This is a genomic window from Micromonospora yongxingensis, from assembly GCF_052601155.1.
Genome location: NZ_JBQXEO010000003.1, coordinates 287,763 through 313,511, shown reverse-complemented (window position 1 = coordinate 313,511; position 25,749 = coordinate 287,763). Strand labels below are relative to the sequence as shown.

Annotated in this window: 27 protein-coding genes, 1 tRNA gene and 2 pseudogenes; 14 read left to right on the top strand and 16 right to left on the bottom strand. The window is 72.0% G+C overall.

What is annotated here, in order from left to right:
- Positions 1-8: 8 nt before the first annotated feature.
- Positions 9-341, bottom strand: coding sequence for a hypothetical protein (locus tag ACTWLT_RS07010; protein WP_445317595.1), 333 nt, complete (start codon positions 339-341; stop codon positions 9-11).
- Positions 342-445: 104 nt separating this feature from the next.
- Between ACTWLT_RS07010 and ACTWLT_RS07005 the strand changes: the two genes are divergently transcribed.
- Positions 446-628, top strand: a complete 183-nt coding sequence (locus tag ACTWLT_RS07005) for a hypothetical protein (protein ID WP_252415919.1) — start codon at positions 446-448, stop codon at positions 626-628.
- 112 nt (positions 629-740) lie between these two features.
- Here the strand turns inward: ACTWLT_RS07005 and ACTWLT_RS07000 are convergent, their stop codons facing one another.
- The gene (locus ACTWLT_RS07000) at positions 741-1,319 is read right to left on the bottom strand and encodes a flagellar biosynthesis protein FlgA (RefSeq protein WP_445317594.1); all 579 of its coding nucleotides are present in this window, start codon (positions 1,317-1,319) and stop codon (positions 741-743) included.
- Between the two features lie 227 nt (positions 1,320-1,546).
- On the opposite strand from ACTWLT_RS07000, the gene ACTWLT_RS06995 reads away from it, so the two are divergent.
- Entirely contained in the window at positions 1,547-1,846 is a 300-nt protein-coding gene (locus ACTWLT_RS06995) for a hypothetical protein (protein ID WP_445317650.1), read from the top strand.
- Between the two features lie 62 nt (positions 1,847-1,908).
- On the opposite strand, the pseudogene ACTWLT_RS06990 reads toward ACTWLT_RS06995, so the two are convergent.
- Positions 1,909-2,067: pseudogene (locus ACTWLT_RS06990) on the bottom strand (FmdB family zinc ribbon protein); the annotation flags it as partial.
- Complete coding sequence (locus ACTWLT_RS06985) at positions 2,064-2,741, bottom strand: 5-formyltetrahydrofolate cyclo-ligase (protein ID WP_445317593.1); 678 nt, start codon at positions 2,739-2,741, stop codon at positions 2,064-2,066. The gene ACTWLT_RS06985 and the pseudogene ACTWLT_RS06990, both read right to left, overlap by 4 nt.
- Positions 2,742-2,826: 85 nt before the next feature.
- Between ACTWLT_RS06985 and ACTWLT_RS06980 the strand changes: the two genes are divergently transcribed.
- The 6 genes from ACTWLT_RS06980 to ACTWLT_RS06955 all read left to right on the top strand — a co-directional run bounded on the left by ACTWLT_RS06980 (position 2,827) and on the right by ACTWLT_RS06955 (position 9,486).
- Entirely contained in the window at positions 2,827-5,190 is a 2,364-nt protein-coding gene (locus ACTWLT_RS06980; RefSeq protein WP_445317592.1) for a diguanylate cyclase, read from the top strand.
- 9 nt (positions 5,191-5,199) lie between these two features.
- Complete coding sequence (locus ACTWLT_RS06975) at positions 5,200-6,162, top strand: UTP--glucose-1-phosphate uridylyltransferase (RefSeq protein ID WP_445317591.1); 963 nt, start codon at positions 5,200-5,202, stop codon at positions 6,160-6,162.
- Positions 6,159-7,472, top strand: coding sequence for a molybdopterin molybdotransferase MoeA (locus tag ACTWLT_RS06970; RefSeq protein WP_089017844.1), 1,314 nt, complete (start codon positions 6,159-6,161; stop codon positions 7,470-7,472). The genes ACTWLT_RS06975 and ACTWLT_RS06970 overlap by 4 nt, the downstream gene beginning before the upstream one ends.
- A gap of 109 nt (positions 7,473-7,581) precedes the next feature.
- Entirely contained in the window at positions 7,582-8,232 is a 651-nt protein-coding gene (locus tag ACTWLT_RS06965) for a GNAT family N-acetyltransferase (protein ID WP_109820724.1), read from the top strand.
- 176 nt (positions 8,233-8,408) lie between these two features.
- Positions 8,409-9,191 (top strand): divisome protein SepX/GlpR, encoded by a 783-nt coding sequence (sepX, locus tag ACTWLT_RS06960; RefSeq protein WP_252415914.1) that lies wholly within the window; start codon positions 8,409-8,411, stop codon positions 9,189-9,191.
- 218 nt (positions 9,192-9,409) lie between these two features.
- Positions 9,410-9,486, top strand: a tRNA-Ala gene (locus ACTWLT_RS06955).
- Between the two features lie 142 nt (positions 9,487-9,628).
- Here the strand turns inward: ACTWLT_RS06955 and ACTWLT_RS06950 are convergent.
- Positions 9,629-10,076 (bottom strand): annotated as a pseudogene (locus tag ACTWLT_RS06950) (IS5 family transposase); the annotation flags it as partial.
- 400 nt (positions 10,077-10,476) lie between these two features.
- Entirely contained in the window at positions 10,477-10,827 is a 351-nt protein-coding gene (locus ACTWLT_RS06945) for a hypothetical protein (RefSeq protein ID WP_445317590.1), read from the bottom strand.
- A gap of 895 nt (positions 10,828-11,722) precedes the next feature.
- Here ACTWLT_RS06945 and ACTWLT_RS06940 point away from each other — a divergent pair.
- A complete protein-coding gene (locus tag ACTWLT_RS06940; RefSeq protein WP_445317589.1) occupies positions 11,723-12,319 on the top strand; it encodes a DUF4304 domain-containing protein in 597 nt (198 codons plus the stop codon).
- A gap of 34 nt (positions 12,320-12,353) precedes the next feature.
- On the opposite strand, the gene ACTWLT_RS06935 is transcribed toward ACTWLT_RS06940, so the two are convergent.
- The 3 genes from ACTWLT_RS06935 to ACTWLT_RS06925 form a co-directional block, all read right to left on the bottom strand.
- Positions 12,354-13,412 carry a hypothetical protein gene (locus ACTWLT_RS06935; protein ID WP_445317588.1) on the bottom strand — a complete coding sequence of 353 codons (1,059 nt, stop codon included), beginning with the start codon at positions 13,410-13,412 and terminating at the stop codon, positions 12,354-12,356.
- Between the two features lie 134 nt (positions 13,413-13,546).
- Entirely contained in the window at positions 13,547-13,972 is a 426-nt protein-coding gene (locus ACTWLT_RS06930) for a nucleoside deaminase (protein ID WP_445317587.1), read from the bottom strand.
- The gene (locus ACTWLT_RS06925) at positions 13,969-14,820 is read right to left on the bottom strand and encodes an LLM class flavin-dependent oxidoreductase (protein WP_445317586.1); all 852 of its coding nucleotides are present in this window, start codon (positions 14,818-14,820) and stop codon (positions 13,969-13,971) included. The genes ACTWLT_RS06930 and ACTWLT_RS06925 overlap by 4 nt, the downstream gene beginning before the upstream one ends.
- 93 nt (positions 14,821-14,913) lie before the next feature.
- Between ACTWLT_RS06925 and ACTWLT_RS06920 the strand changes: the two genes are divergently transcribed.
- Positions 14,914-15,357 (top strand): Lrp/AsnC family transcriptional regulator, encoded by a 444-nt coding sequence (locus tag ACTWLT_RS06920; protein WP_252415911.1) that lies wholly within the window; start codon positions 14,914-14,916, stop codon positions 15,355-15,357.
- A 349-nt stretch (positions 15,358-15,706) separates the two neighbouring features.
- Here ACTWLT_RS06920 and ACTWLT_RS06915 read toward each other — a convergent pair whose 3' ends face one another.
- Positions 15,707-16,159 (bottom strand): hypothetical protein, encoded by a 453-nt coding sequence (locus ACTWLT_RS06915; RefSeq protein WP_445317585.1) that lies wholly within the window; start codon positions 16,157-16,159, stop codon positions 15,707-15,709.
- Positions 16,160-16,198: 39 nt separating this feature from the next.
- Positions 16,199-16,936 (bottom strand): hypothetical protein, encoded by a 738-nt coding sequence (locus ACTWLT_RS06910; protein ID WP_445317584.1) that lies wholly within the window; start codon positions 16,934-16,936, stop codon positions 16,199-16,201.
- Between the two features lie 103 nt (positions 16,937-17,039).
- On the opposite strand from ACTWLT_RS06910, the gene ACTWLT_RS06905 reads away from it, so the two are divergent.
- Positions 17,040-18,125, top strand: coding sequence for a Gfo/Idh/MocA family protein (locus ACTWLT_RS06905; protein WP_445317583.1), 1,086 nt, complete (start codon positions 17,040-17,042; stop codon positions 18,123-18,125).
- A 10-nt stretch (positions 18,126-18,135) separates the two neighbouring features.
- Here ACTWLT_RS06905 and ACTWLT_RS06900 read toward each other — a convergent pair whose 3' ends face one another.
- The gene (locus ACTWLT_RS06900) at positions 18,136-18,804 is read right to left on the bottom strand and encodes a hypothetical protein (protein WP_445317582.1); all 669 of its coding nucleotides are present in this window, start codon (positions 18,802-18,804) and stop codon (positions 18,136-18,138) included.
- A gap of 227 nt (positions 18,805-19,031) precedes the next feature.
- Here ACTWLT_RS06900 and ACTWLT_RS06895 point away from each other — a divergent pair, with 227 nt between their 5' ends.
- Both ACTWLT_RS06895 and ACTWLT_RS06890 read left to right on the top strand, forming a co-directional pair.
- Positions 19,032-20,039, top strand: coding sequence for a hypothetical protein (locus ACTWLT_RS06895; protein ID WP_445317581.1), 1,008 nt, complete (start codon positions 19,032-19,034; stop codon positions 20,037-20,039).
- Between the two features lie 189 nt (positions 20,040-20,228).
- The gene (locus tag ACTWLT_RS06890; protein WP_445317580.1) at positions 20,229-20,975 is read left to right on the top strand and encodes a ferritin-like domain-containing protein; all 747 of its coding nucleotides are present in this window, start codon (positions 20,229-20,231) and stop codon (positions 20,973-20,975) included.
- A gap of 63 nt (positions 20,976-21,038) precedes the next feature.
- On the opposite strand, the gene ACTWLT_RS06885 is transcribed toward ACTWLT_RS06890, so the two are convergent.
- Both ACTWLT_RS06885 and ACTWLT_RS06880 read right to left on the bottom strand, forming a co-directional pair.
- Positions 21,039-22,055 (bottom strand): DUF4352 domain-containing protein, encoded by a 1,017-nt coding sequence (locus tag ACTWLT_RS06885; RefSeq protein ID WP_445317579.1) that lies wholly within the window; start codon positions 22,053-22,055, stop codon positions 21,039-21,041.
- Positions 22,056-22,241: 186 nt separating this feature from the next.
- Positions 22,242-22,898 carry a 4'-phosphopantetheinyl transferase family protein gene (locus tag ACTWLT_RS06880; protein WP_445317578.1) on the bottom strand — a complete coding sequence of 219 codons (657 nt, stop codon included), beginning with the start codon at positions 22,896-22,898 and terminating at the stop codon, positions 22,242-22,244.
- A 208-nt stretch (positions 22,899-23,106) separates the two neighbouring features.
- Between ACTWLT_RS06880 and ACTWLT_RS06875 the strand changes: the two genes are divergently transcribed.
- Positions 23,107-23,376, top strand: coding sequence for a hypothetical protein (locus ACTWLT_RS06875; protein ID WP_252415901.1), 270 nt, complete (start codon positions 23,107-23,109; stop codon positions 23,374-23,376).
- Between the two features lie 46 nt (positions 23,377-23,422).
- On the opposite strand, the gene ACTWLT_RS06870 is transcribed toward ACTWLT_RS06875, so the two are convergent.
- Both ACTWLT_RS06870 and ACTWLT_RS06865 read right to left on the bottom strand, forming a co-directional pair.
- Complete coding sequence (locus ACTWLT_RS06870) at positions 23,423-24,205, bottom strand: peptidase (protein WP_445317577.1); 783 nt, start codon at positions 24,203-24,205, stop codon at positions 23,423-23,425.
- The gene (locus tag ACTWLT_RS06865) at positions 24,205-25,488 is read right to left on the bottom strand and encodes a VWA domain-containing protein (protein WP_445317576.1); all 1,284 of its coding nucleotides are present in this window, start codon (positions 25,486-25,488) and stop codon (positions 24,205-24,207) included. The genes ACTWLT_RS06870 and ACTWLT_RS06865 overlap by 1 nt, the downstream gene beginning before the upstream one ends.
- Positions 25,489-25,749 lie beyond the last annotated feature (261 nt).

The following is a 25,749-nucleotide window of genomic DNA, read 5'->3' as shown; positions in this document are numbered from 1 at the left end:
TGCCCGGGTCAGAAGACGACCCGCGAGCAGAGCAGACAGACCAGCACGACCAGCACCACGCCGGCCACCGCCCCGAAGCCGTAGGTGACCCGCTGCGAGCGCTGCTCGGCCGCGTCCAGGCCGGCCATGTCCTGCGGCGGAAGCCGCCGGGGCGGTGCCGGTTGCAGGTGTACGGGTGGACGCCAGCCCGCCGGGGGTGGCGTGCTCGGCGGCGGGCCGGCGTACGGGCTGGCCGGGGCGGATCCGGGCGCGGCGGGAGGTTGGTCCGCCGCCTCGTCGCCACCGGTCCCGGGTCGTCGCCAGTAGTCGTCCGGGGTGCTGCCACCGCTGGGGGTCGTCACGCCGTCCGACGCTACCAACGCGGCCGGCGGCCCGGTCGCTTCTGGCCGGCGCGCCACCGTGCGCGACCGGTCCGCTGCCGTCGGCTGCGCTAGTCTTGCCGCTCGTGAGCACCGAGGACCCCGGTACGCAGGGCGCGCGCGGCGACGACGACCGCACCGTCGACCTGAGCGAAGACTTCGTGGTGCTGCCCGAGCAGACCGCCGACGACACCGACCGCGGCTGGGGCGAGCGGCCCGGCGGCAACGACGACTGGCTGCTCGCCGAACGCCCACCGCACTGGGACTGACCCCGGCTCGAACCGTCGCGGCCGATCGGCCGGGCCGGCACCCGCTCGAGGCGACCGGCAGTGCCCGGCGCGGAGTCGCCAGGTTCGTCACGAACCCCGCTGGTGGCCGCGGTCAACCGCGGACGACGATGGCGAACCGGCTGCCCTCGGGGAGGCCGATCGCACGTTGCGCCTGGTCGGGGTCGAGCGCCAGATAGAGCGCCGCGGACCCGTCGTCGGCGCCCAGCACGTCCAGGACCAGCGCTCGGGGTGCGAGCAGCGTCGCTTCGGTGCCCGTGCCGCCGGGCGGTGCCGCGAGCAGGTCGACCCGGCTGCCGGGGTGGACCACCGCGAGAGCGGCCGGCTCGGCGAGTCGGATCGGGACGCCGACCGCGCCAGCGGGCAGCGGCAGCGGGGTGGTTCTTCCGTTCGTGCCGTGCCCGCCGCTTCCGTCGGTGGCGGCGGTCGCGCCGATGGGCAGCGGCCCGGCCTGTGCGTTTCCGTCGGGGTCGGTCGGCCTGCCTTCGCCGGCCGCTCCCGCCGGTGCCCCGGATGGTGCGGTGGTCGGCGGGCAGCCGGTCGGGATGTGCAGTACGGCGGCGGCCAGGCCGAGCAGCACGGCGACCAGACCGGCCCGGAGCAGGGTGGGCCCGCCGGGCAGGGTGAGCCGGCGCAGCGGACGCAACGCCCGTGCGGAGTCTGGATCACCCATCGTCTGCCGCCTCCCGCCCAGGGCGTCACAGCGACACCCGTGGCGGCAGGTTAGGCCGTTCCAGCCTGGCCGGCCGGACGTCGACCCTGCCCTGTGGACAACCGGCCGGCCTGTGGACAACGCCCACCAGCCGGCTCGGCCTGCTATGGCACCGACCTTGATCGACTCGGAGTCAAGGATGTTGGGCTGTCAGCCAAGCGGGGACAGGCCGACATCCGTGAAGCCGGGTGGATCAAGGCACGCTCGACCCAGCAGGGCTGGGACGGGCGGGTCAGGACGCGGAGCTGGCCGCCGGAGCCTTGCCGCCGCTCGATCCGCCCGACGAGGACGACCCCGACGAGGACGACGATCCCGACGAGGACGACGACCCCGACGACGACGACGACCCCGACGACGACGAGGAACCGGTCGAGGAACCCGAGGACGACCCGGAATCCCCACCCGAGGACGACTCGGACTTGGCCGGCTTGCTCGCCGTGCCGGCGGCCGTCGTCTCGGAGCCGGAGGCCCGGGAGTCGGTGCGGTAGAAGCCGGAGCCCTTGAAGACGATGCCGACGGAGTTGAACACCTTGCGCAGCCGCCCCTGACACGCCGGGCACTCGGTCAACGGCTCGTCAGAGAAGGACTGGACCGCCTCGAGCTGGTGACCGCACGCGGTGCAGGCGTACTGGTACGTGGGCACGTTCTCCTCCGGATCTGGACTCGGCCAATTGGCACTCGACCTGTTCGAGTGCCAATGGTGCGTCATTCGCCCCGGGTTCGTCCAGCGGACGTGTGGGGCGCGACACGATGCGCCGCCTCCGGGCCGCCGTCAAGCGTACGCATCCCGTCGGCGGGGGTGACGACCGCGCGGACCGGTCGGTCGTGCGGCTCGGCGGGCAGCGCCTCGACCAGCTCGCCGTCGTGCAGCGGCACCACGGTCAGCGTCGCCGTGGGCACCCGGGCCAGCGCCCGGTCGTACGAGCCGCCACCACGGCCCAGCCGACGGCCCAGCCGGTCGACGGCCAGGGCCGGTACGACCACCAACTCCGCGCCGGTCACCGCGGCCACCCCCAGTCGCGGCCCCGCCGGCTCCCGGATACCCCGGCCGGCGGCGATCAAAGCGTCCGGCCCGGTATAGGCGGCCCAGTCCAGATCCAGGTCGTCGCGGAGCACCGGCAGCAGCAGCTCGGCGTCGGCCGGCAGTGCCGCCCGCAGCACCTCCGGCAGGTCAGCCCCACCCGGTTCGGAGCCGACCGGCACGTACGCCGTCATCCGGCCCGGGCGCAGCCGGCGTACCAACGCGACCAGCTCGGCCTGGACGCGCCCGGCGGCGGCGGCCCGGGCCGGCCCGGTCAGCGCCCGGCGGCGGGCGAGCAGCTCAACGCGGGTGTCGCGCTTCGCCACCCGCGTCACTTCCGCTTCATCAGAAAAATCCGGCACGCAACACTCCTGACGCAACGCCTCCACCACGGTCGCTCTGTGTCAGCATCGCAAGCAACGGAGGCGGAACTTCCGGGGGGACCGAGTGACGCTACGCGGACGGTTGACGGCAGCCTTCCTCGTGGTGGTGCTCGGCCCCGTCCTGCTCGGCGCGTTCTTCGTGGCCTCCATCGTCACCGCCGTGGACCGCAGCCGCTCCACCGAGCGCCTGGCGGTGGCGGCGTCCACCGTACGTACCTCGGTCGACGCGCTCTGCCAGCAGTTGCGCGCCACCGCCGACGCGGTGGCCCTCACCGCCGACCCGGCCGGTGCCGCCGCCCAACTGGTCGGTCGGGGGCTGGCCGCCGCGGTGCAGATCACCGATGTGACCGGCCGGGTCACCTACGCCTCACCCGACGCGCCGTCGACCCCCTGGCGGGACTGCGCCGGCCCGACCCCGGCGTCGGCCGGCCCGGTCCGTGCCCTGGCCGCCCGCGTCGACCTGCGCGACCGGGCCGGCGTTCCGCTGGGCACCGTCACCGCCGCGCAGCTGGTCGACCCGGCCTTCGTGGCCCGGCTCGCGGCCGTGACCGGGGTGGCGGTCACCCTGCTCGACGGCGGTGCGAGCGCCGCGCGGGTCACCCACACCACCGAGTCACGCGAGGTACGCGACGCGGTGCTGGCCGCCGCCAGCACCGTCGACAGCGAGCGGGTCACCGAGACCAGCGAGGGCCGCTACGTGCGGCGGATCGGCCCGTCGTCCGGGCAGCCGCTGCCACTGGTGCTCTCGGTGCCCAGCGAGAGGCCCCCGGGGCTGCACGCCACGCTGGCCGGCGTGGTCGTGCTGGCCGGGCTGCTCGCCGTGCTGACGGCCTGGCGACTGGCCCGGGTGACCACCCGACCGCTGGTGGAGCTGGCCGGCGCGGTGGACCGGGTGGCGCACGGTGACCTCACCGCCCGGGTGCCGGTGCGCAGCCGCGACGAGGTGGGCCGGCTTGCCGCCGCGTTCAACCGGATGACCCGGGAGACCGGCTCGTACGTCGCGGCGCTCACGAGCAGCCGGGACCAGCTCCGGGGGCACCTCGCGGTACTCGGCGACACCCTGGCCAGCACGCACGACCTCCAGCGCATCCTGCGGGTGATCCTGCACAGCGCGATCGCGGCCACCGGGGCGCGGGCCGGAGCCGTGCTGCTGGTCGAGACAGGTGGGGTGCTCGTCGCGCAGTGCAGCGAGGGGCTGGACGGCCGCTGGCCCGAGGGGGACGCGGACGGGCCGCAGGAGCTGCGGGTGCCGGTGGGCGTCGGGGTGGTCGGTGCGGTGGCCGCCACCGGGGAGCCTCAGCGGGGGCGCGTCGAGCCGAGCGAGGCGCTGACGGGTGAGCCGCGCTGCCACACGTACGTCGCCGTTCCGTTCGCCACCCCGGCAGGTGGCGCGACGGCCACCCCGGGCGGTCCTGCCGGGCCGCTCGGAGGCGTCGGCGCAGCCCCCGGGCCCGCCGACGAGGCTGGCGCGCCGGCGGCCGCGCTCGGTGTACTGGCCCTCTACGACCGGCTGGGCGCCGACGAGTTCGACGACGACGACCTGGTCACCCTGCGCACCTTCGCCGGGCACGCGGCGGTGGCGGTGGACAACGTCCGGGTGCACGAGGAGGCGCAGCGGCTCTCCCTCACCGACCCGCTCACCGGGCTGTGGAACTACCGCTACCTGCGTGAGTCGATCCGGCGGGAGGTGGAACGGGCCAGCCGCTTCGGCCGGATGCTCAGCGTCCTCGCCCTCGACCTGGACCGGTTCAAGGACGTCAACGACACGTACGGGCACGCGGCGGGGGACACCGTGCTGGCCGAGTTCGCCCGGCGCGTGCGCGGTGAGATCCGTGAGGTGGACCTGGCCTTCCGGCAGGGCGGTGAGGAGTTCGTGCTGCTGCTGCCCGAGACCGACGCCCGGGGCGCGGCGATCGTGGCGGAGCGGCTGGGCGCGGCGGTCCGGGAGACGCCGATCGCCGTCGAGGCGTACGCGGGGCCGATCGTGGTGACCGTGTCGGTGGGCATCGCCGTCTACCCGGACCACGGCAGCAACGGGCGGGAGGTGCTGGAGGCCGCTGACGACGCGCTCTACGCGGCCAAGGCGGCCGGCCGGGACACGTACCGGGTCGCCGAGGTGTGCCCGGACGTGCCCACCCAGGAGATCCCGGTCCCGGCGGGGGCGGTGAGTCCACCCGACGGGCTGCCGCGCGCCGGCCGGCCCGTGCAGGTCGCCCGGGAGCCGGGCGGGCACGCCCGGTCGGAGCCGGCTGTGGGCGTACCGGAATCGTCGCCGGCGGGATCGGCGCAGGCCCGGCCAGATCTGGCCGATGACCCGACGGACACCGCCGCGGACGCGGCCCGGGCAGGCCCGGACGCGGCCCCGCCGGGGTCGGGCGGCGGCGCGTCTTCTGGGCCACACCCGCCGCGGCAGAGCCGTGGCCGATAGTCTCGCGGCATGTCGGAGCACTCAGCGAACCCCTCATCGACGGTCGCCGCAACCGGCCGTCCCCTGGCGGTCAAGGCCGTCATCCCGGCCGCCGGACTCGCCACCCGGTTCCTGCCCGCAACCAAGGCCGTGCCCAAGGAGCTGTTGCCGGTGGTGGACCGGCCGGTGTTGCAGTACATCGTCGAGGAGGCCACCCAGGCCGGCATCGGCGACGTGTTGCTGATCACCGGTCGGGGTAAGACATCGATGGTGGACCACTTCGACCGTCGCCCGGACCTGGAGACCAGGTTGGAGGAGAAGGGTGACGCCGAGCGGCTGGCCGCCGTGCGCCGCCCCAGCGAACTCGCCGAGATCTACACCGTGCGGCAGCCGGAGCAGCTCGGGCTCGGCCACGCCGTCGGGTACGCCGAGTCGCACGTCGGTGACCAGCCCTTCGCGGTGCTGCTCGGCGACGAGTTCGTCAAGCCGTCCGAGCCGCTGCTGCCGGCGATGCTGGAGCTGCAGGCCCGCACCGGCGGCGTGGTGCTCGCCTTCTTCGAGGTCGACCCGTCCGACACCAAGCGCTACGGCATCGCCTCCGTCGAGCCCGCCGAGTCGGAACTGACCGACATCGGTGAGGTCGTCAAGGTGACCGGCATGGTGGAGAAGCCGCAGCCGGAGGACGCGCCCAGCAACCTCGCCGTGCTCGGCCGCTACGTGCTGCCGGGCGCGATCTTCGACGCGATCCGGCGCACGAAGCCGGGCAGCGGCGGCGAGATCCAGCTGACCGACGCCATGGAGCTGCTGCGCACCGAGGGCGTCCCCGTGCACGCGATCGTCTACCGGGGCACCCGCTACGACACCGGGATGCCGCTGGGCTACCTCCAGACGGTGGTGCAGATCGCCGCCGAGCGGGAGGACCTCGGCGCCGAGTTCCGCTCCTGGCTGGCCGACTTCGTCAACGCCGACACGGCAGGCGGATCTGGTACATGACCGCGACGGCCGACGCCGAGGCGGCCGCGAACGAGTTGACGCCGCTCGCCGACTACCTGGGCAGCGTGCTGCGCAGGTTGCGCGCGCTGCCGCCACTCGACCTCGACCTCACCCAGGCGCACGGCAACGTCCTCGCCGAGGACGTCGTCGCGCCGCACGCGTTCCCGGCCTTCGACCAGGCGGCCGTGGACGGGTACGCGGCCCGCTGGGAGGACATCTCGGGAGGGGGCCGGGGCCCGAGCTACGTCCCGGCTCCCTCCGGCACGCCCGGTGGTCGGACCATCCGGCTCAACGTGGTCGGCGACCTCGGCGCGGCGAGCTGGCGACCCGTCCGGCTCACCCCCGGCTCGTGCTTCTCGGTGGCCGCCGGCGCGCCGCTGCCGGTCGCCGCCGACGTGGTGGTCCCCGTCGAGTGGACCGACCAGGGCATGGCCGCCGTGGAGATCTTCCGCACCCCCAAGCGGGGGTACGGGGTCCGCCGCGCCGGTGAGGAACTGCCCGCCGGCACGCTGCTCGCCCGGGCCGGCACGTACGTCTCACCGGCGCTGGTCGCGGTCTTCGCCGCCACCGGCATCGGGCACGTGGTGGTCCGGCCCAGCCCTCGGGTGGTCATCGTGGCGACCGGTGACGAGCTGGTCGACGTGGGTCGGGGCAGCCAGCCCGGGCAGGTGGTGGACGCGAACTCGCACGCGCTGACCGCCGCCGCGGCCGAGGTGGGCGCGCTGGCGTACCGGGTGGGCATCTGCGACGACGACCCGGAGGGGCTGCGCGGGCTGCTGGAGGACCAGACCCTGCGCGCCGACCTGATCATCACCACCGGGGGGACCGGCACCGGCCCCGGCGACATGGTGCGCCGGATCCTGTCCCGCCGCGAGGGCGGCCGGGCCGGCCCGGTCACCTTCACCGACGTGGCGCTCTACCCCGGCACCGCGCTCGGGTTCGGCACGGTCGGCGCCGAGGAGGTGCCCGTGGTCTGCCTGCCCGGCGATCCCGGCGCCGCGCTGATCGGCTTCGAGGTGCTGGCCCGCCCGGCCATCCAACTGCTCGCCGGCGCCGAGCCGGTGTTCCGACCCAGCGTGCGGGCACACCTGCTGGAGACCGTGTCGTCCCCGGGCGGGCTGCGCGAGTTCCGGCCCGCGCACGTCGCCGAGCGGCGCGGCGGCGGTTACACGGTGCAGCCGCTCAGCGGTGGGCCGTTCACCCTCTCGGGGCTGGCCGAGGCGAACGGGCTGCTCGTGCTCGGCGAGCGCGTCACCACCGCCGCCGCCGGCTCCACCGTGGACGTGCTGCTGCTGGACCGTCGCCGGTGAGGTTGTCCCGGTCGGTCCCCTCCCGGGCGTGCAGAGAGTCCAGCCGCCCTGCGATGGGTGCGGTGGGTCCACTTGCGCACGACACGGTCCCGCGCGGGAGACTGTGCGGGTGAGCCTCTTCGGACCCGCCCGGGCACCCGGCTGGCCGACGGTGCTGGTCGACGGTCCGGTGCTGCTGCGGCCGTACCGGCGCTCCGACGCCGCGGCCTGGTCGGAGGTGCGCCGGGCCAACCGGGCCTGGCTGGCGCCGTGGGAGTCGTCGCTGCCGGGCAGTTGGGACGAGCTGAACTCGCCGGCCGCGTTCCGCTGGGTGCACCGTGACCAGCGGCGCTCGGCCCGCGAGGGTGAGGGCATGCCGTTCGCCGTCTGCCTGCGTGAGGCCGACCGGGACCGGCTGGTCGGGCACCTCAACGTGGGCAGCATCGTGCGGCGGGCGTTCTGCTCCGGGTACGTCGGCTACTGGGTGGACGCCCGGGTCGCCGGCCAGGGGGTGATCCCGACGGCACTCGCGCTGGCCGTGGACCACGCCTTCGGTCCGGGTGGGCTGCACCGCGTGGAGGTCAACATCCGGCCGGAGAACCGGCCGTCCCGGCGGGTGGTGGAGAAGCTGGGCTTCCGCGAGGAGTCGTACCACGTGCGCTACATGCACATCGACGGCGCCTGGCGGGACCACATCGGATACGCGATGACCAGTGAGGAGATCGCTGCCGAGGGTGGCCTGCTGGCCCGGTGGCACCGCGTACGCGCCTCCGCACGCTAGGCGTCCCACGGACGGGATCGGCGCGGCGCGGCGGCATCCCGGTCGGCGCGCCGTAACCTCAAGTAACTGCAAGCTGCGGCAAGCGCTGCCCGTCCGGACGATCCACGCACCCGAGCGCAATCGGTGGAAGATCCTGCGGTCGGACGGCGGTTGCTCCGAATTCGGTGACGGGAGGGGTGAGGGTGCCGACCTCGGTGCTCCTCGCCGTCCTCGCCGCCGCCGGCCTGCTCGCCCTGGCCCCGGCGCTCGTTCGCCGGTACGACGCCACCGAGCGGTTGGTGGCGGAGCGGGCGCAGTCGACGGCGCGGGTGCTCCAGCGCCGCCGGCGACGCCGCACTGTGCCGGGACGGCGACCCGTCCACCCACCGCGCTCGCTGACCATCACGCTCAGCGAGAACGCGACTACGGGGGTGTTGGCCGCGCCGGTCTCCGCACCTCCGGCAGCCCGCCGCTCCGGCCGCCTGCGCGCCGTGCCTCCTGCCCCGAAGCGGTCCCGCAGACGCCCGCCGCCCCGCCGGCAGCACACCCCCGCCGTGTACCGGCGACGCCGGGTTCTCGCCGCCCTGCTCCTGCTCAACGTCGTCGAGCTGATCGGCGTGCTGTTCGTCAGCCCCGGCTTCTGGATCGGCTTCTCGGTCACCTTCCTGCTGCTGGCCGTCTACGTGATCCACCTGCGGGGGCAGGCCCTGGCCGGCCGCCGTCGGCGCCGGGCCCGCGCCCGGGAGGCCGCCTGGCTGGCCGCCCGGCAGGCCGAGGTCCGCCGCGAGCAGGCCCGCCGGGCAGCGGCCCGCCGGGAGGCACAGCGCCGCCTGGCAGCCCAGCGCGAGGGGGTACGGCGGGCCGCCATGGGCCTGGACCGGCCGGGCGACCTGCCGGCGGCGGTCAACGGCGGGTCGGTCTCGTACCGGCGGTCCGGTGGGCTGCGCGGCCGCCCCTACGAGGCCGGCCGCGGCGCCTGATCGGCTCTGCGGCTCTGGCGCTTGATCGACTCGGTTTCTTGGACGTCGGGGTGTCGAGGCGTCCTGGATGCCCCGATTTCCGGGAAGTCGAGTGGATCTTCGTGCGCGGGGAGCGCCGCGCCGGGGGCGGATTCGCGGTGGAGGCCGGCGACCTGTTAGCCTTGCTGCCGGCCCGCCCGGTGTAAGCCGGGTGGGACCGAAGCCGGTTCGCCGGCGGAGGGGCTGTGGCGCAGACTGGTAGCGCACCTCGTTCGCATCGAGGGGGTCAGGGGTTCAAATCCCCTCAGCTCCACCAGCAACACCGTTGACCAGGGGAAATCCCGCCAGCAAGATCGGCGGGCACAGATCCGGCACAAATCAGCGAGAATCCGGGGCCTTCGGGCCCCGTTTTCGTTTGGCGCTCGCGTCGCGCAGCGCGCCGCTGATGATGTTGCGGCGGCACGTCTGGTGGAGTCGTGGGCGTAGCCCTTGTCCGCGAGCAGCACATCAGGTCGCTTGCGGGGCCGACCGGGTCCAGGCTCGTTGACGCGGATCGCGTCGAGCAGCGCCAACAGTTTGGGGTCGTCGCCGGCTTGGCCGGGGGTGAGCAGGATCGACAGCGGCCGGCCGCGTCCGTCGACGACGAGGTGGATCTTCGTGCTCAGCCCGCCTCGGGACCGGCCGATGGCCTCGCCATCTTGCGTACCAGATGTCGCTGGACTTGTCGGGGAGCCCCCTTCTTGCGGGCGCCAGCGGCATGCCGATGCGCCCGCACGATCGACGAGTCGATGCTGATCGTCCACTGCACCGGTGTGCCATCGTCGTGGACCTGCGCCGCCGCGAGGATCGGATACCACGTGCCGTCGGCGGTCCAGCGGCGCAGGCGTTCGTGCAGGTCTTCCACGGCCAGAGCGTTCCAACATCAAGCGAGGCTGCAGTGTCAACCATCAACCGGCGCAGGACAGCGTTGGTTCTGGGCATGTGTGAGAACTTTCTGTACGGGATCAAGGCGGCCCGCTTCGCGGACCGCTCGCGCCGCCGAACCTGGGCCGGGCCGATGGCCCGCCGCTCGCGCCTTAGGCCTGCGGCCACGGCGCGATCGGTGATAGCCCGCCGGCGGCGCGACATACAAGAAGCCCCGGGCCGCCATGATCGATGGCAGTTCCGGGGCTTCGGTTTGGTCGAGACACGGGCAGTGCCTCTGGCGGGGCGCTCGGGCGCTCTGGGATGGCTGAGAGGCTGAGATGGGGTACCGGGCCGGCGAAATAGGGGCGGCCGGTGCACGAAGCCGCTGCCGGTTCCTAGTTCAGTGCTCGCCGACCGCCGGATCGTCTTGGGTGTGCATTTCACGCAGCGCCTCGTCGGCGGCGATGACTTCCGGGTACCACTGCCGGTGCACCTTGTACGTTCGGTCGAGCTCGAACTTGTAGTAGAGCCCGGTCGGCTTACCGAACGAGAGATCGCGCGGAAGACGCTGTACCTCGCTGCGGCCCACGACGAGGATCGCGCGGTCGGTGACCACGAAGGTCTCCGCCGGCACCGTGAAGATCCCCGAACCGGTTACCGTGACGAAACCCGTCTGGATCTGCTCGCCGGTCTCCAAATGCGGTGCGGCCCGCGTGGCGATCATCTTGGCCCGTCGTTCCTTGTAGCCCACGGTTTTCCTCCCATACCAGACGCGCGTTCGGGGCGGGCTTGATTCCGCGACAGGGAGCTTGGGGATCCGACTTTATCACTGTCGCCCGCTCCAGCCGCCACGTAGCTGTGGCGTGCGGACGAAGGCCGGCGGGACTGGCTTCTAGCTGCGAGGCCAATGGACGGTGAGAGATGAGCAATCAAGATCATCGGGCGCAATCCGGGCACAACTGGCACCGACAAGGGCTGTCGACCGTCAGGTGACGGAAGAGTTCGCCCAGGTCCGGACGGCGATCCGCCCCGATGCGGATGATCCTCATACCCGAGGAGAGATTAGTACGTGAAGTCTGACCGGACGGCATGGAAGGCCAGTGGGTCGCAGAGCGTCGGTCGCGAGGCTGCGACAAACAAGATCATGCCGTTTCCAAGCCGTCGAACGAAAGCCAGCAACGACCATCATTGACCATCCACGCCAGGTGTAGCAGCAGCTCAGGGGAGCAGTCGTCCGACTTGATCGACTACGCTCCTGCCACAGATCAATGCCGCTGGAAGTGTTTCCCGCCCGAGCGGTCGGCCCCGCCGGGGCGACCGCTCGGGGAGGGCTGGAGGACGCGGCGGAAAGGAGCGCGTCGTCGAAGATCATCGGGCACAGATCCGGCACAACCGGGACCGACAAGCCGTGTCAAACGTCGAGAGGCGTTGGCGACGGTTGTGCAGGTCAGCCCGGCGATCCGTCCGATAGCGGATGATCTATCAAAAGCGAAGGTGTAAGGGGTTCAAATCCCCTCAGCTCCACCCCAGGTCAAAGGCCGTTTCCCGCAGTGGGAGACGGTCTTTTTCGATCTGTGCAGCAAATGAAGTACGGCAGTCCCTCACGGCTCGGCCTTGTTGTCGTACCCGGCAATACGATCTTGTGCATGGAGCGTCCGGTACGGCAGGCATACCTCGACATGATCGCCAAGCAGGTCGGGCTGGTGCTGCGCGGGCACGGTTTCAAACGGTCGCATGGCACCTTTCGCCGGATCTCCGATGCCGGCCATGTCGCGATCATCGAGTTTCAGGGATCCACTGGTAGCTGGGGCGATACCTCGCTCTTCTACGTCAACCTTGGTGTCGCCACCCCCTCCTGGCTTGACTGGTTCCAGGAGCGGTTGGGCGGGAACCAGCGGGATCGCCCCACAGCGTCGGTGGCCCAGTGGTGGACTCGGCTCAGGGCAGTCTCCAGGCACTCTGATGGTTTCGACCGCTGGGCGATCCGGTCGGTCGAGGAGGCCGACGTATGCGGAGCCGCAGTCGTCGGGGAGTTGTCGGAACGTGTGATCCCGGCCTTCGATACCTTGCTTGCGCACTACACGCAACTTGACGAGGCCCTCACCGATGGGCGGGTGGATGAGCTGGCTGCGTCCTTCGACGCCCGCCCGCCGGATCCGCTCAACGGCATCGACCACTTCCGTCGGCTAGACCACCCCTATGTGGCGTGGATGTTGTCGAGGCGACCCGTAGCGATCGAGTAGCTAGTTCACAGGAACCGCTACCCGGAAATCAGGCTCAGCCGAGGGCCTTGCCATCGACCAGTGGAGACAGTTGAGCCGCCAAGGCGGCTTCCGCGGGATAGGTTACTGGCTCGCTGTGCTCGGGTCGGTCGTCGAGGTCGTAGTGGTAGGGCGCGCATGCCAGGACGGGGGGAACATCGCTGCTCCCGGCAATCTCGAACGAAGTCACCTTGCGACCGGTACGCACCTCGTAGACATCGACCCGGTAGTGGCCCTGGTACTCGATCTCGGTGGACCCGTCCTTCCAGGTGCACGAGCGGAGCGCCTCCGACGACCGGCCGATCTGGGTCGGGCAGGCGACGAGCTGCACGACGTCCGATGCCAGGCGGTCGGCCTGGACCTGAAGGTCGTGAGAGGTCCAAAGGCGCGCCGCCACCGGGTGCGGGCCTTGGCCGCGATAGGGCGGGGCACCGCTGAAAGCCTGGCCGCCAGCGCAGATCCGGAACAGGTCCTCGATGTCACCAGGTCGCTCGCCGCGGATGATGTCGAGCGCGAGCGGCACGGCCGCGAACTGGGCGACGAGCACCGTCGCCAACCCGGCGGACGCCATGCTGGCGAGTCGACGCACCGACCACGATGGACCCGGGGTCTGGTTGCCAATCGATCGGAGCAAGGCTTTCCGGCGAGACACGGCCGGCACGACAAGCTCGTGCACCTGCCCGTCTTCGTGCCAGGCCAGTGAGCCGCTCTGGGCGCGGAGTGCCTGCCATGGAATGGCCCATACCGCCGTGTTCGACTTCGTCGACCAGATGAGCAGACCACGCTCGGCGACCACGAACCAGCGCCGCCCGTCGGGATCCGGGATCGGCCCCCAGCGCCGCCAGGCGGCAGCCCCCCAGCTCAGGGCCGCGTAGCCAACCACCACCGGTCGCCAATGCGGCGAGCCGGCGAGGAGGAGCGCGCCTACCGCGACCACAGCCGGAAGCGACGCGAGGATCAGCCAGCCGACGATCGAATCCGCGTTCCGGTGTTGCCGGTGCAGGCGGACGACCCGCCCGAGCCCGGCCCGCTCGGCGTGCCCGGCGACCACGCGTCGAAGCCGTCTCCCGCCCATGCTTGCCTCCGTCTGCCGCAGGGGTGCCGTGTATGGGGCCGAAACGCCTCGGCGCCACCCCAGCAAAGGCCGTCTCTTGGTGTGGGGACGGCCTTTTCGATCTCGTGCGGCCGTGGAGGCGGCGCCTCTTTCGACTAGTAGTGGTTGTCGATCGGCCGGCGGGCCTCGTCGAACAGCGCCGGCCCCTCGTACCGCACCGGGGGCAGCGGCGGAGTGGCCGGCTTGACCTCCTCGAACTGCTCGCTGGACAGGGCGTACACCACCCGTCCGAGGCCGGACCGGTCGATCGCGGTCGCGCACATCGGGCAGGGTTGGCAACTGGTGAACATGGTCGTGCCGGCCGCCACGTCCGGGCTGAGTTGTCGGGCGGCCCAGCGGGCCAGCTTCAGTTCCGGGTGGGCGGTGATGTCCGAGTCGGAGACCACGGTGTTGTGGTCCTCGATCAGGACTGTGCCGTCCGCACCGACGAGCAACGAGCCGAACGGCCGTTCGCCGGACGCTCCGGCCTCGTCGGCTATCTGCACGGCACGGCGGAGAAACCGCTCGTCGTCCGGGGTCATCGGTCCTCCTGGGATGTGTGGTACGCGGCCACGGCCGCGAGGGTCTGCCAGGCGCGTTCGGGCTGGCGGATCTCGGCGAGGTCGCCGTTGAACGGGTCCAGCACCACCGTCTCCGCGCCGAGCAGTCGGATCTGGTCGATGTCGGCGATGATCTGTTCGATGGTGCCGACACCGGCGAGCCGGTCCGGGGCGGTGACCGGTTCACGGGTCTGCCGGAGAGCCATACGCGGCACCAACGGGGGCACCGGGCGCCCCCGTTCGTCGGCGATGGCCTGGAGTCGACCCACCGCCTCCGTCAGCCATCCGGGCGTGAACCGCAGCGGGTGCCACGCGTCACCGAGTCGTACGGCGCGACGCATGCCGGCGTCGCTGTTGCCGCCGACCCAGATCGGGATCGCCTCCGTGTCGTAGTCGTCGGTGTTGCGCCAGGCGTCCCGCATGGCGTGCAGGTACTCGTCCGTCAGCGCGCCGCGCCGCTGGTACGGCACGCCGAGCGCCTCGAACTCCTGCCGGGCCCAGCCGACGCCGACGCCGATGACGAGCCGACCACCGCTGAGCCGGTTGAGGTTCGCCGCCATCCGGGCGGTGAGCAGCGGGTGCCGGTACGGGACGATGAGCACGGTGGTGCCCAGCCGGACCCGGCGGGTCAACCCGGCCAGCCACGACAGCGTGGTGAACGGCTCGTAGAACGGCGCGGGATACTGCTCGGCCACGTCGGGGGTCACGGCGATGTGGTCGGAGACCATCAGCAGGTCGAAGCCGAGGCCCTCCACCGTCTGCGCCCACTGCCGCAGCATCTCGGGGTCGGTGCCCGGGGCGAAGTTCGGTACGTTCACGCCAATCTGCACAGGTTCGAGGCTAGTGAGCGTGCGTCCGGCTGTGAACATCATGTTCACGGACCTTGATGGCTCCTACCGTGGATCCGCCGGTAGTTTTGGCGAATGGCCGAGGATCTTGACGTTGTCGATTGGTCGATCCTGACCGAGCTGCAGAAGGACGGCCGCCTGCCGATCACCGAACTCAGCCGACGGGTCAAACTGAGTGCGTCGGCCACCAGCGAACGCGTGAGGCGGCTGGAGGCGACCGGTGTGATCACCGGCTACCGCGCCGAGGTCGACCTGGCCAAGGCGGGCTTCGCCGTACTCGCGGTGGTCCGGCTCAAGTATCCCGGCAGCCGGCACGAACCGCTGCGTCGGCTGCTGGAGCGACGGTCGGAGATCCTGGAGTGCCTGCGCACCACCGGAGACGACTGTTACGTGCTGAAGGTCGCCGCGACGTCCATGGCACACCTCGAACAGATCATCAACGAGCTCGCCGTGTTCGGCAGCACCACCACCAACGTCGTCTACAGCGCGACCCTGCCCTACCGCGGCCCGCGCCCGTGACCCAGTGGTGGACGCGACTCACGGCGACCGCAGGCCATTCCGTCGGCGTGACCACCCTTACATGGCGTGGGTGTTGTCGAGGCAGCCCGTAGCAATCGAGTAGCTGGTTCAGAGGAACTGCTCGCCGCCCCGTGCCGCACGCGGGCGAACAGCGGGGAGCAGACCCCACCATTTCTTGCGTGGCGAAGGGCGCGTCCGCAGGTCCCGGCCGGTGCAGATGAGGTGTACGTCGCTCGCGATCTTCCGCGTGCGGCGACGGCGAGCTGGCCGGGCGGTGGAGCGTCGACTCCAGCAGTCTGGACGGCATCTCGATGCCCGGGCACCCGTGGATTGCCGCCGCCGGGCGTTTCTAGTCAGCGGCTCTGGCGAAGCGTCTCCGGACGAGTGTGGCGCTGGCGGCGGTAAACGACTCGATGGCCCTTTTCACTCTCTCGTACCGCGCCTCAAGCTCAGCCGGCTCTACCTGTCCGCGTCTCCAATACGCACCGAGGGACTTGCCCGAGGAGTTCAACTCCTCGAGGGCGGCGAGTACCCGCTGATCCCCGCACAGGATGCGCACCTTCGCCTGGGCGAGCCGGGACTCCCCAAGGTCCCACCCGTCCACGCGCCCTACGAGCCCGAGCTCCCGCTCTTCCCATACCCGGTGCCGAAAATCCTCCGCCAGTGCCACAAGTCGAGAGCACTGTTCAAGCAGGAGTTCGGTCAGTCGGACGTTGGCCTCGCCTCGTTTGGTCAGGTACTGACCAAGGATCGCGATGGCGGCGCCAGCCACGGCAGCGACCAGGGTTACCCAGACATCCATGTCCATAGTCTCCCTACGCCGGTCAACGGTGCTGGGCAGTCAGGAAAACCGTTCGGTCGTCACGGGTATCAGGCCGTGCCGTCGCATGACGTTCGTCAGGTCCTGCAGGGTCGAGCCCAGCGCTGGGGAGGCGTCGGCTCTCAACAGGACGGTCACGTCGAGGCCCCAGGCGAGCCCTCGGCCGACCCGGCGAAGGTCCCAGGAGCACCGGTCGCCGCCCTGGTCCAGAGAACCGGAGGCGACAGGTCCAGGTGTACCGCCGGCCGGCGTCCCCCACAGCGCCCGGAGGCTCGCCACCTCTCCCTCCCGGAGATCCTTGGCGAAGAGCACCCGGTAGACGCGCCGTTCCCGGAAGCCGGTGGGTGGCTGGGTGAGGCCGAGCCGCAGCGGTGGCGCGGTGGCGAACGGTTGGTGGTCGCAGAAGTACGTACGCAGCACCTCTTCGACGGGTAGCTGACCGCCGCCGAGCCTGCGGTAGACCGCCTCGGCTTCGCTGCGCGAGGTGGGAACCACCCTCGTCAGCACCTCCGGGTCGGTGCGCATGCTGCGGCTGAGGGAAGCGGAACTCCACCACCCGGCACCGCCAGCCGTCCAACCAGCGCTGTCGAGGCCAGCGGTCGAGAAGTCGCGGTGGCGGGTGAACTCCTCGACGACGATGCCCTCCACGCCGGCGGTCGGGCGGTGGCCGGTGACCAGGTAGTAGTCGAGCGAGGGCCGCGGCTCGGTCGTGCCGACGACGGTCGCCCCGCGTTCTCTGTGAGCCGGCACGGTAGCCATCAGCGACATCCTCCGTCTTCCGCATATCGGAGATCCCGGGCAACCGTAGCGGGGGAGGCGCCGGTGGGCCGGCTAGCATCCGGATTCGACGTGAGGAGCCCACATGACATCCACGGCCCAGACCCGGTTCGGCATGGTCGGCAGCGGCTGGCGGGGTGAGTTCTTCCTGCGTCTGGCTCGGCTCCTGCCGGAGCGGTTCCGCGCAACCGGGGTGGTCACGCGTACCGGATCGCGTGGTGACGCGGTGACGGCCGGGTGGGGCGTGCCAACCTTTCGCACGACGGCCGAGCTGCTCGCCCACGAACGGCCGGACTTCGTCATCGTGTCGGTGCCCTGGTCGGTGACGCCCGACGTGACCCGTGACCTGGTCGCCGCCGGCGTGCCGGTGCTCGCCGAGACGCCGCCCGCGCCCGACGTGGCGGGGCTGCGGTCGCTCTGGTCCGACGTCGGCGGCAGCGGCCTGGTGCAGGTCGCCGAGCAGTACCTGCTGATGCCCGGGCACGCCGCCCGCCTGGAGGTGATCCGCGCCGGGGTGCTCGGCGAGCCGACCTCGGTGCAGATCTCCTCGACGCACCTGTACCACGCCGTCTCGTTGATCCGTGGCCTGCTCGGCGTCGGGTACGACGCCGCAGAGGTCGACGCGCGGGCGTTCGTCGCCCCGCTGGCCAACCCGCTGTCGCCTGCCGGCTGGAGTGGCGACGCCACCCCGCAGCAGCTCACCACCACCCTCGCGACCATCGACTTCGGCGGACGGGTGGGGCTGTACGACTTCACCGACAATCAGTGGTGGAATCCGCTGCGCACCCGCCGGTTGGTGGTGCGGGGTTCGCTCGGCGAGTTGGTGGACGACCGGGTCGTCCGCCTGGTCGATCCGACCACGCCGGTGGAGTCGACCCTGGTGCGGCGGCAGACCGGCATCGACCTGAACCTCGAAGGGCTCGACCTGAAGCACATCAGCTTCGACGGCCGCGTCGTCTACCGGAATCCGTTCGTGGGCAGCGGAATGTCCGACGACGACATCGCGGTGGCCGACATCATGGCCCGCGCCGGTGCCTGGGCGCGGGAGGAGGGCCCGGCGCCGTATCCCCTGGCCGAGGCGTGTCAGGACCACCTGATCAGCCTCGCCGTCGAGGAGTCGGTACGTACCGGCCAGCCGGTCGTCACCGCCGAGGAGTCGTGGGCGCGGTAGCCGCGTCCTGCTAGTCGTCCTGTTCCCAGATCGGCCGGCGCTGCCGCGCCGCCTGCGCCTGATCCGCCGCCCCCGTGGGCCACCCGTCATGCGTCAACAGGATCTGCGGGTAGACCTGGCCGCTTCCGATCAGGAACGCCACCACGTCGATGATGACGTGCGTGGTTCGCCCGGCGTAGATGGAGAAGCGATCGTTGTCCCAGTTGACCGCGGAGACGAGACCGTTCGACAGCGTCTGGTTGGCCTCGAAGTTGATCGTCGAGAAGTTCGTCGGACGGGCTATGCCGGTGGGAAAGATCTGCAGGAAGCTGGCCGCGACCGGACCGGTGACCGTCACGGTGCCGAAGATGGCCTCGCTCATGAAGGCGTAGCGCGCCAGGATGACATCGATGGTCCGGCCACCCAGCACCCGTCCGGCGCTGTCGAGGTTGCTGGTGTCCCACTCACCATCGAGGTTGACGATGTTGGTTCGTCCCTGGGGAACGCGGGTGTCGACGACCCGTTGCGGTATGACCGGCACGATGTGGTTGGAGGTGCTGCTGGGATCGCCGGGGGCGGCCTCCGCGGACGTGGCGGCGGCCGCGCCGACCACGCCGGTGCCGGCCAGCCCCGCGGCGACGGTGCCGGCGCGCCGCAGCAGCCGACGGCGGTCAACGGTGTTGTCCTGGTCATTGCTCATCCGGACCCCCGTGGGGTATTGACAACGTTCGACATCATCGATCCTGGCCCTCTTCCTGGGCGGCCACATCGACCGAACGGCCCCGCCGTTGTGCTCCATGGCGAACGGAGAGCGGCCGAACAAGGGTCGTGTCTCTCATCGGACACACGGCAACCATGGGCCCTCCCCGAATGTGCAACGAGCATCAGTCGAAGCCCGGAGCACCCGGGCGAACACGGGGAGTGGTCATGAATCACATCGCTCGATGCAGGATGCTGGCAGCCGTCACGGCCGGACTGCTGAGCACCTCGCTCGGCCTCGCCGTCTCCGGAGCGGCGACCGCCGCGCCGAAGGGCCAGGACTTCCGCGCCTGCACGATCGGCACGCTGCCGTTCCCGGCCGACACGTACCGTGCCGAGGCGAACGCCGTCGACCCGACCGGCCGGTACGTCGTCGGCGCAGCCCTGCGGGTCAGCGACAGCGGCAACCAGCCCCTGCTGCTCGTCTGGGACCGGCAGCGGCTCACCACCCTCGACGCGCCGCTCGGCGGAGACCCCGTCGACGTCAACGCCCACGGTGTCGTGATCGGTAACGGCTGGACGAACGGCATCAGCCAACCCTGGCGGTACCGCGGCGGCCGGGTCGAGCTGCTGCCCGTGGTGCCGTCTGCCGGCATCAGCGTCACGGCCATCAACAAGGCCGGCGACATCGTCGGCCACGGCACCGACACCGCAACCGGCGAGTTCTTCGCGCTGCGCTGGCCCGCCGCCCGGCCGGGCACGGTCGAGGTGCTCGACACCCCGGCCAACGCCACTCCCACGGGGATCACCGCGGACGGCACCATCGTGGGTTCCGCCGGGGACTTTGGTAGCTGGACCGGCTGGGTCCGTCGGCCGGACGGCCGGGTCGACGCCCTCACCGCGCCGGGCGCCCGGATGGCGATGGTCGACGGGGCGCAGGGTCACTGGGCGATCGGCAAGGTCGACCTGGGCGGCACCAGCACCCTGAACGTGCGGTGGGATCTGCGGGACGGTTCGCACACGGCGCTCGACGAGCGACTGGCCTGGGCCGACGACGTCAACGCCAAGGGCGTCGTCGTGGGCGGCGACCGGGTCGTGCGGGGGCACAACTCCCGGCTTCTGCCGGGTGGCGGCGAGCGCGTGACCGTCGGTGCGCGGTCGGTCTCCGACACGGGCACCATCGTCGGGTTCCGCAACGACGACCGGGTCACCCCGGTGCGCTGGACGGGCTGCTGACACCCGACCGGCGACAACGGGCGCCCAAGGGCTCGCGGGCGAGCACCGCTCAGCGGTGCTCGCCCGCACAACACGACGAGATGTGCTCGCGGCGTGGAGATGCCATGGAGGTTGGTTGCTCATCGTTGTCGGTACCGAACCGGATGCATAGCGTTGCGGAACGGTTCACGGAAAACGGGGATGGGCGACATGGGTTTCCAGGAATGGGTACGCGAGTTCGAGGACAACGCGGAGCGCCGCCGGGTCGAACCGGACCCGCCGTGGGGCGCGGGACGCCCATTGGACCGAGCCCTCATTCGAAGTCTGCAGAGATTCCAGGCCGGCGAGGACGGCGACGGCGCGAACCTCATCGGCAAGAGCGAACGTGCCGGTGACGCGGACTACCTGGCGGCGGTCCGGATGTTCGTCGCCGAGGAACAGAATCACGCCCGGCTCCTCAAGCTCCTGCTGATCAGCGCGGGGGCGTCCACGATCGACGGTCACTGGAGTGACCGGGTGTTCGTGGCGCTGCGGCGCGCACTGGGGCTGCGGTTGGAGTTGATGACGCTGATGGTCGCCGAGGTGGTGGCGTTGCGCTACTACCGGGCGGTACGCGACGGCACGGCCGATCCGTTGCTGACGGAGGTGGGCGGGCGGATCCTGGCGGACGAGGAGTCACACGTCCCGTTCCACACCCAGCGGCTGCGCGCCGGGTTCGCCTCCGTCGGAGGGCCGGCGCGGGCAGCGGTGGCAGTCGGTTGGTGGTGGTTGCTGCTCGGGGCGGCATGCGTGGTCGGGTACGGCCACGGCTCGGCACTGCGTGTGCTCGGCGTCGGCCGGCTGCGGTTCATCGCCGAGACCGTGGCGCTCTTTCGACCGGTCGTGCGCGACGTGCTGGTGGCCCCTGGTCGGGATGATCTGCGGGTCGAGCAGCGAAGCGGGTACGGACACCGCTAGGGAGATCGGGTCGACCGGGCGCGGCGGGACCGACCCGGGTGGGGGCGGTCCCGCCGCGTCGCGTCACGGCTTCCAGGAACCGGCGGTCTCGAACTCGTGCTGGTACTCCAGCGCGCCCCTGGTGTCGTGCACGTCGAACACGACGCTGCCGGTGCGCCTGGTGCCGGCGGTCAGGTCGTTGCCCGCCGGCATGGGCTTGCCGCAGCCGGAGAAGGCCCCGCCGATCGCGTTGGTCTCGGTGCCGTCGGCGGCGACCCACTGGAAGTAGAACGGGTTCGCCGAACCGGTGCCCTTGGTGACCGTCACCGTCACGTCGGCGATCACGTACATGCCCTCGTCGGGCTGGAGGCCGTAGGACGCGCAGGGCTTGGTGGCGGTGCTGAACTTCGTCACGGTGATCTCGACGGTGCCGTCGTCACCGTCGATGACCAGGGTGTCCCCGGGCGACATGTCGCGGGTGTCGCCGTTGGCCGAGCGAGGGGTCGGCGAGGGGACGGCGTTCGGAGGCTGCCCGGCGCCCCGGGTCACCCCGGGAGTGGGCAGTGCCTCGGTCACCTCGGTGGCGGCCCGGTTGGCGCCGATGACCACCGCCACGATGCCGCCGGCGCAGCACAGCAGGGTGAGTAAGGCCGCGGTGACCGCGACGACCACCACCGTCTTCTTGGAGTTCTTCGTCGGCACAGGCGGCGGCATGGTCAGCGGATAACCCGGCCCGCCGGCCGCCGGGTACGCGCCGCCCGAGAAAGGCGGCTGCGGCCAGGGCTGATCGGGCGAGGCCGGGTAGGGCGTGCTGGCGTACGGCGGCTGCGGGGCGCTGGCGTACGGCGGCTGCGGCGCGGTCGGCGGGGCCCACTGAGCCGGTACGCCCGGCTGCGACACCCCGGACACCGGCGGCCCGGAAACCGGCGGCTGCGGAGCGTTCGCCGCTGCCGACCACGGGTTGGGCGGCACGGGTGCCTGCGGGACCGTCGGGTCGGCGGCGGACTGCGGCTGCGATGTCGCCGGGAACGGCTGCGTCGGCCGCTCCGGGTGCGGCTGCTGGGGGTCCTGCTGCCCGACGGGGGGCTGGGGGTGGGTCACCGTACTCCTTGGCGCCTCGTACGTGCGGTTCGGGAACCCGCCGACGCTACCGTGCGTCGCGGAGCGTCCGGTCGCCGCGCCGGACGCTGTCCCACGGCCCGACGGGGGCACGTGTCGATGCCGCGGACGGGGCCAGGGTGGACTGTGCGGCGAAAACTCCGATGGATGGACCTCACACGCCCGGTGTCAGCGGAGTGGGAGGACGGCGGCGGTGCGGACCAGCCCGTCGGCGACCACGAACCGGCCGGTGACGGTGGCGGGCGGGTCGGCGACGGCCGCCGCGTCCAGGCGGACGGGTGCGATCCGGGCCGTGAACGTCCCGGCGTCCGGGTCCAGCTCCAGCCGTGCGTCGTGGAAGTCCAGCCAACTTCCGACGACCGGGTACCAGACCTTGTAGACGGTCTCCTTGGCGCTGAACAGCACCACCGGCCAGGAGATGTCGCCGGGAAGCCGGGCGCAGCTCTCCTCCTCCTCGGGCAGCAGCACGAGTCGGCGTACTCCCTCATTGACCTCGCGGTGCTGCTCGGCGTCCATCCCGACGGACCGGACGTCCGTGCTGCGCGCCGCGGCGGCGGCGCAGTAGCCGGTGGTGTGGGTGATGGTCCCGACGATTCCGGCCGGCCAGACCGGAGCACGGTCGGCTGCGGCCGGCACGGCCGCTGGCGGCAGGCCGAGGCCGGCCATCGCCCGCCGGGCGCACACCCGCCCGGCGGTGAAGTCCCGCCGACGGGTCTGCACGGCCCGGTCGCCGAGGCACGCCTGCTCGGCGGCGAGCAGCTCACCGGCCCAGTCGTCCGGGCTGGCGACCGCCACCGCGACCGTCGCCGGCAGCAGGTCACGCACGGCCGCCTACCCGTCGGTAGGAATGGACCTGGTGCGGGGACATTCGGTCAACCGTCAACTTTCCGACTGTCACGAGGGGAGAACGTACCGCAAAGATGTAACACCGGGGGTACGCGCTGCGCTCCCCTGACGGCACCGGGGGAGGGCCATCAACCGCTGGCCGGGGCACGGCGACAGCCAGTCCCGCGGACATCTGGAGAGGACTGCGATGACCCATGGTGCGGAACGGCCGGGGGTACGGGCTGACGACCACGCCCCGACGACCCCCGGTTGGAGCTGTGGCTCGTGCGGTGACGAGTGGCCGTGCGCGACGAAGCGCAGTCGGCTGCTGGCGGAGTACGGGGGTGACCGGGCGATGCTGAGCGTCTACCTGGGGTCCTGTCTCGCCGCCGCCACGGAGGACCTGCGTGCCGCCCCGGTGATGTCGCTCCAGGACCGGTTCATCGGCTGGCTTCCGCGCGGTTCCCGGCGCGGCTGAGGCCGCCGGTGGCCGCCGCTCACACGGCGGCCACCGGGGCCGTGCCTCAGCGACGTCGCGGCCGCCGGGTCAGGGCGAAGCCGACCACGCCGGCCACGGCGGCGAGCACGCCGCCGATGCCGGTCCAGACCCAGCGTGAGCCGAGGTCCGGCAGCCAGTCCGCCGGTGAGTCACCCTCGTCCTCGGCCTCCGGGTCCATCGGGGGTACGGCGTTGAGCACCGTGCCCGCCCTGGTGTTCGGCTGAAGCGGCGCGGCCAGCTCGCCGTCGTCGCCCGAGGCGCCGTGGTCGGCGACGGTGCCGACCAGCAGGTCGACGTCGATCGGGGCGCCCAGGTCCGGTTCGGGCAGGTCCACCACGGAGAGCCGGATGACGTACGTGCCGGGCAGCGGGTCGGCCGACCACGGCTCCGCCCAGGGCCGCACCTCACGCAGGGTGCAGCCCAGCGTCACGCTCGACGCCTGCGCGTCCACCGTCGGGGTCTGCGCCCCGGCGGTGCACGCCTGCCGCCGGCGCAACCCGTCGAAGACGTCGACGGTCCAGGTGGAGGCGCCGCTGCGGGCCTTCGGGAACGAGACGGTCGCACTGATCTCGTGCACCTGCCCGGCGGTGGCAGCGAACGACCAGTAGAGGTGGTCGCCGACCGAAGCGTCCACCCGCACCGGTTGCCCGGCGGTGATCGAGGTGGCGGTGAGGAACGAGGTGCCGGCCCGGGTGACCGGGGTGGCACCTGGTGAGGGGGTGGGGGCGGCGACGGCTGCCGCGGGCAGCAGGGCGGACCCGCCGGCGGCGAGCAGCGCCGCCAGCGACCGGAACAGTGCGGTACGCATCAGTTCTCCCTCCAGGTGGCGACCCACCAGCGGGTGAGCAGCCCGGCGAGCAGGCCGGTGAGCAGGCCGGCCACGGTGAGCAGGGCGAGCAGCACCCAACCCCGGCCGAGGTCCGGCCCGTCCGGTGCCGGTGCGGCCGCCACCACGTCGATGGTCAGCTCCACCGGCATGCCGGGCGTCGCCGAGGTGCCGGGGCGCGGGGCGAACGAGTTGCTCACCACCAGGCAGACGGTGGTGGGTTCGGCGGCGGTCGGGGTCGCCTCGGCCTCGGTGGCGTCCTCGTCGTCGGCGCTGGCCGACCAGCGCAGCCCGGCGGAGAGGACGTCGGCCCGTCCACTGCCCGCGTCCGCGCCACGGACCAGCTCCCGGCCGTCCGCCGCGGTGGCCCGTAGCAGCACCCCGTAGTCCCGGTTCACCGGCCGGTCCAGCGCCATGCTCACCGACGCGCGCAGCTCCTGCCCGGGGCGTACCGGCACCCGGTAGTACCGGTGCTCCGAGAAGGCCTCCCGGTCGGCGTACACGCCGGGGGCCAGCAGCGGAGCGGAGTCGCAGGCGTTCGCGCCACCGACCACGGTCGGTGCCAGCGTATGCGTGTCGCCGGCCCGCTCGACGAGCTGCTTGATCCGGTCGGTCAGCTCCTCGGCGCTCTGCGCCGCCGTGTAGGTGCCGCCGGTCGCACCGGCGATGCAGAGCAGCTGCCGGCGTACCTTCTCGTCGGGGGCCAGCCCGAGCGTGTCGACCACCAGGCTGGTGCCCTGCGCCGCCAGCTCCCGCGCCACCTCACACGGGTCCGGCGGGGCGCAGGTGTCCTCCCCGTCGGTGATCAGCACGATCCTGCGGGTGGTGGCCCCGGTGCCGAGGTCCTGCGCGGCGGAGCGCAGTGCGAGGCCGACCGGCGTGAACCCGGTCGGTCGCAGCGTCGCCACCGCCGCCTTGGCCCGGGCCCGGTCGACCGGTCCGACCGGCACGATCTGCTGGGTGTCCTGGCAGCCGACCTTCTTGTCCTTGCCCCGGTAGGTCGCGCCGAGCACCCGGATGCCGAGCTGGGTCTCCGCCGGCAGCGCGTCCACCACCTCGTTGAACGCCTGCTGGGCGACCGAGATCCGGCTGCGCCCGTCGATGTCCGCGGCCCGCATCGAGCCGCTGACGTCGAGCACCAGCTCGACCCGGGGCGGCTCGGCCACCGGCTCCTCGTCGTCGGCCGCCGCCGGGAGCGGCCCGGCCAGCGCGGTGGTCGCCAGCAGTCCGAGAAGGACGGCCGTCGATCGTCTGAAGTTGATCACGGCCCGCAGTGTAGTGAGATCCACTTTGGATGATCACTTGGGTCAGCCCTGTCCCCGGCCGACGGCACACGCCACCAGCGGGGTGCGGCGGGGTGCGGTCAGGCCGGCGCGTCGAGGATTTGCGACCAACCGCTCCGGTGCGATCGCGACGTCCGGTTCCCCCGGCGAGCCTGGCGTCCGTGGCCATCCGACGGCGGTCTCCGGACGGGTCGACGAGGGCCTCCGACCGGCCCGTTCCGGGCTCTGGGTCCACGCCGGGTC

Coding starts and splice junctions, on each gene's coding strand:
- ACTWLT_RS07000 (WP_445317594.1), bottom strand. CDS start 1,319: ATGGGTGATCCAGACTCCGCACGGGCGTTGCGTCCGCTGCGCCGGCTC.
- ACTWLT_RS06975 (WP_445317591.1), top strand. CDS start 5,200: ATGTCGGAGCACTCAGCGAACCCCTCATCGACGGTCGCCGCAACCGGC.
- ACTWLT_RS06970 (WP_089017844.1), top strand. CDS start 6,159: ATGACCGCGACGGCCGACGCCGAGGCGGCCGCGAACGAGTTGACGCCG.
- ACTWLT_RS06940 (WP_445317589.1), top strand. CDS start 11,723: ATGGAGCGTCCGGTACGGCAGGCATACCTCGACATGATCGCCAAGCAG.
- ACTWLT_RS06935 (WP_445317588.1), bottom strand. CDS start 13,412: ATGGGCGGGAGACGGCTTCGACGCGTGGTCGCCGGGCACGCCGAGCGG.
- ACTWLT_RS06930 (WP_445317587.1), bottom strand. CDS start 13,972: ATGACCCCGGACGACGAGCGGTTTCTCCGCCGTGCCGTGCAGATAGCC.
- ACTWLT_RS06920 (WP_252415911.1), top strand. CDS start 14,914: ATGGCCGAGGATCTTGACGTTGTCGATTGGTCGATCCTGACCGAGCTG.
- ACTWLT_RS06915 (WP_445317585.1), bottom strand. CDS start 16,159: ATGGATGTCTGGGTAACCCTGGTCGCTGCCGTGGCTGGCGCCGCCATC.
- ACTWLT_RS06910 (WP_445317584.1), bottom strand. CDS start 16,936: ATGGCTACCGTGCCGGCTCACAGAGAACGCGGGGCGACCGTCGTCGGC.
- ACTWLT_RS06905 (WP_445317583.1), top strand. CDS start 17,040: ATGACATCCACGGCCCAGACCCGGTTCGGCATGGTCGGCAGCGGCTGG.
- ACTWLT_RS06900 (WP_445317582.1), bottom strand. CDS start 18,804: ATGAGCAATGACCAGGACAACACCGTTGACCGCCGTCGGCTGCTGCGG.
- ACTWLT_RS06895 (WP_445317581.1), top strand. CDS start 19,032: ATGAATCACATCGCTCGATGCAGGATGCTGGCAGCCGTCACGGCCGGA.
- ACTWLT_RS06890 (WP_445317580.1), top strand. CDS start 20,229: ATGGGTTTCCAGGAATGGGTACGCGAGTTCGAGGACAACGCGGAGCGC.
- ACTWLT_RS06875 (WP_252415901.1), top strand. CDS start 23,107: ATGACCCATGGTGCGGAACGGCCGGGGGTACGGGCTGACGACCACGCC.
- ACTWLT_RS06870 (WP_445317577.1), bottom strand. CDS start 24,205: ATGCGTACCGCACTGTTCCGGTCGCTGGCGGCGCTGCTCGCCGCCGGC.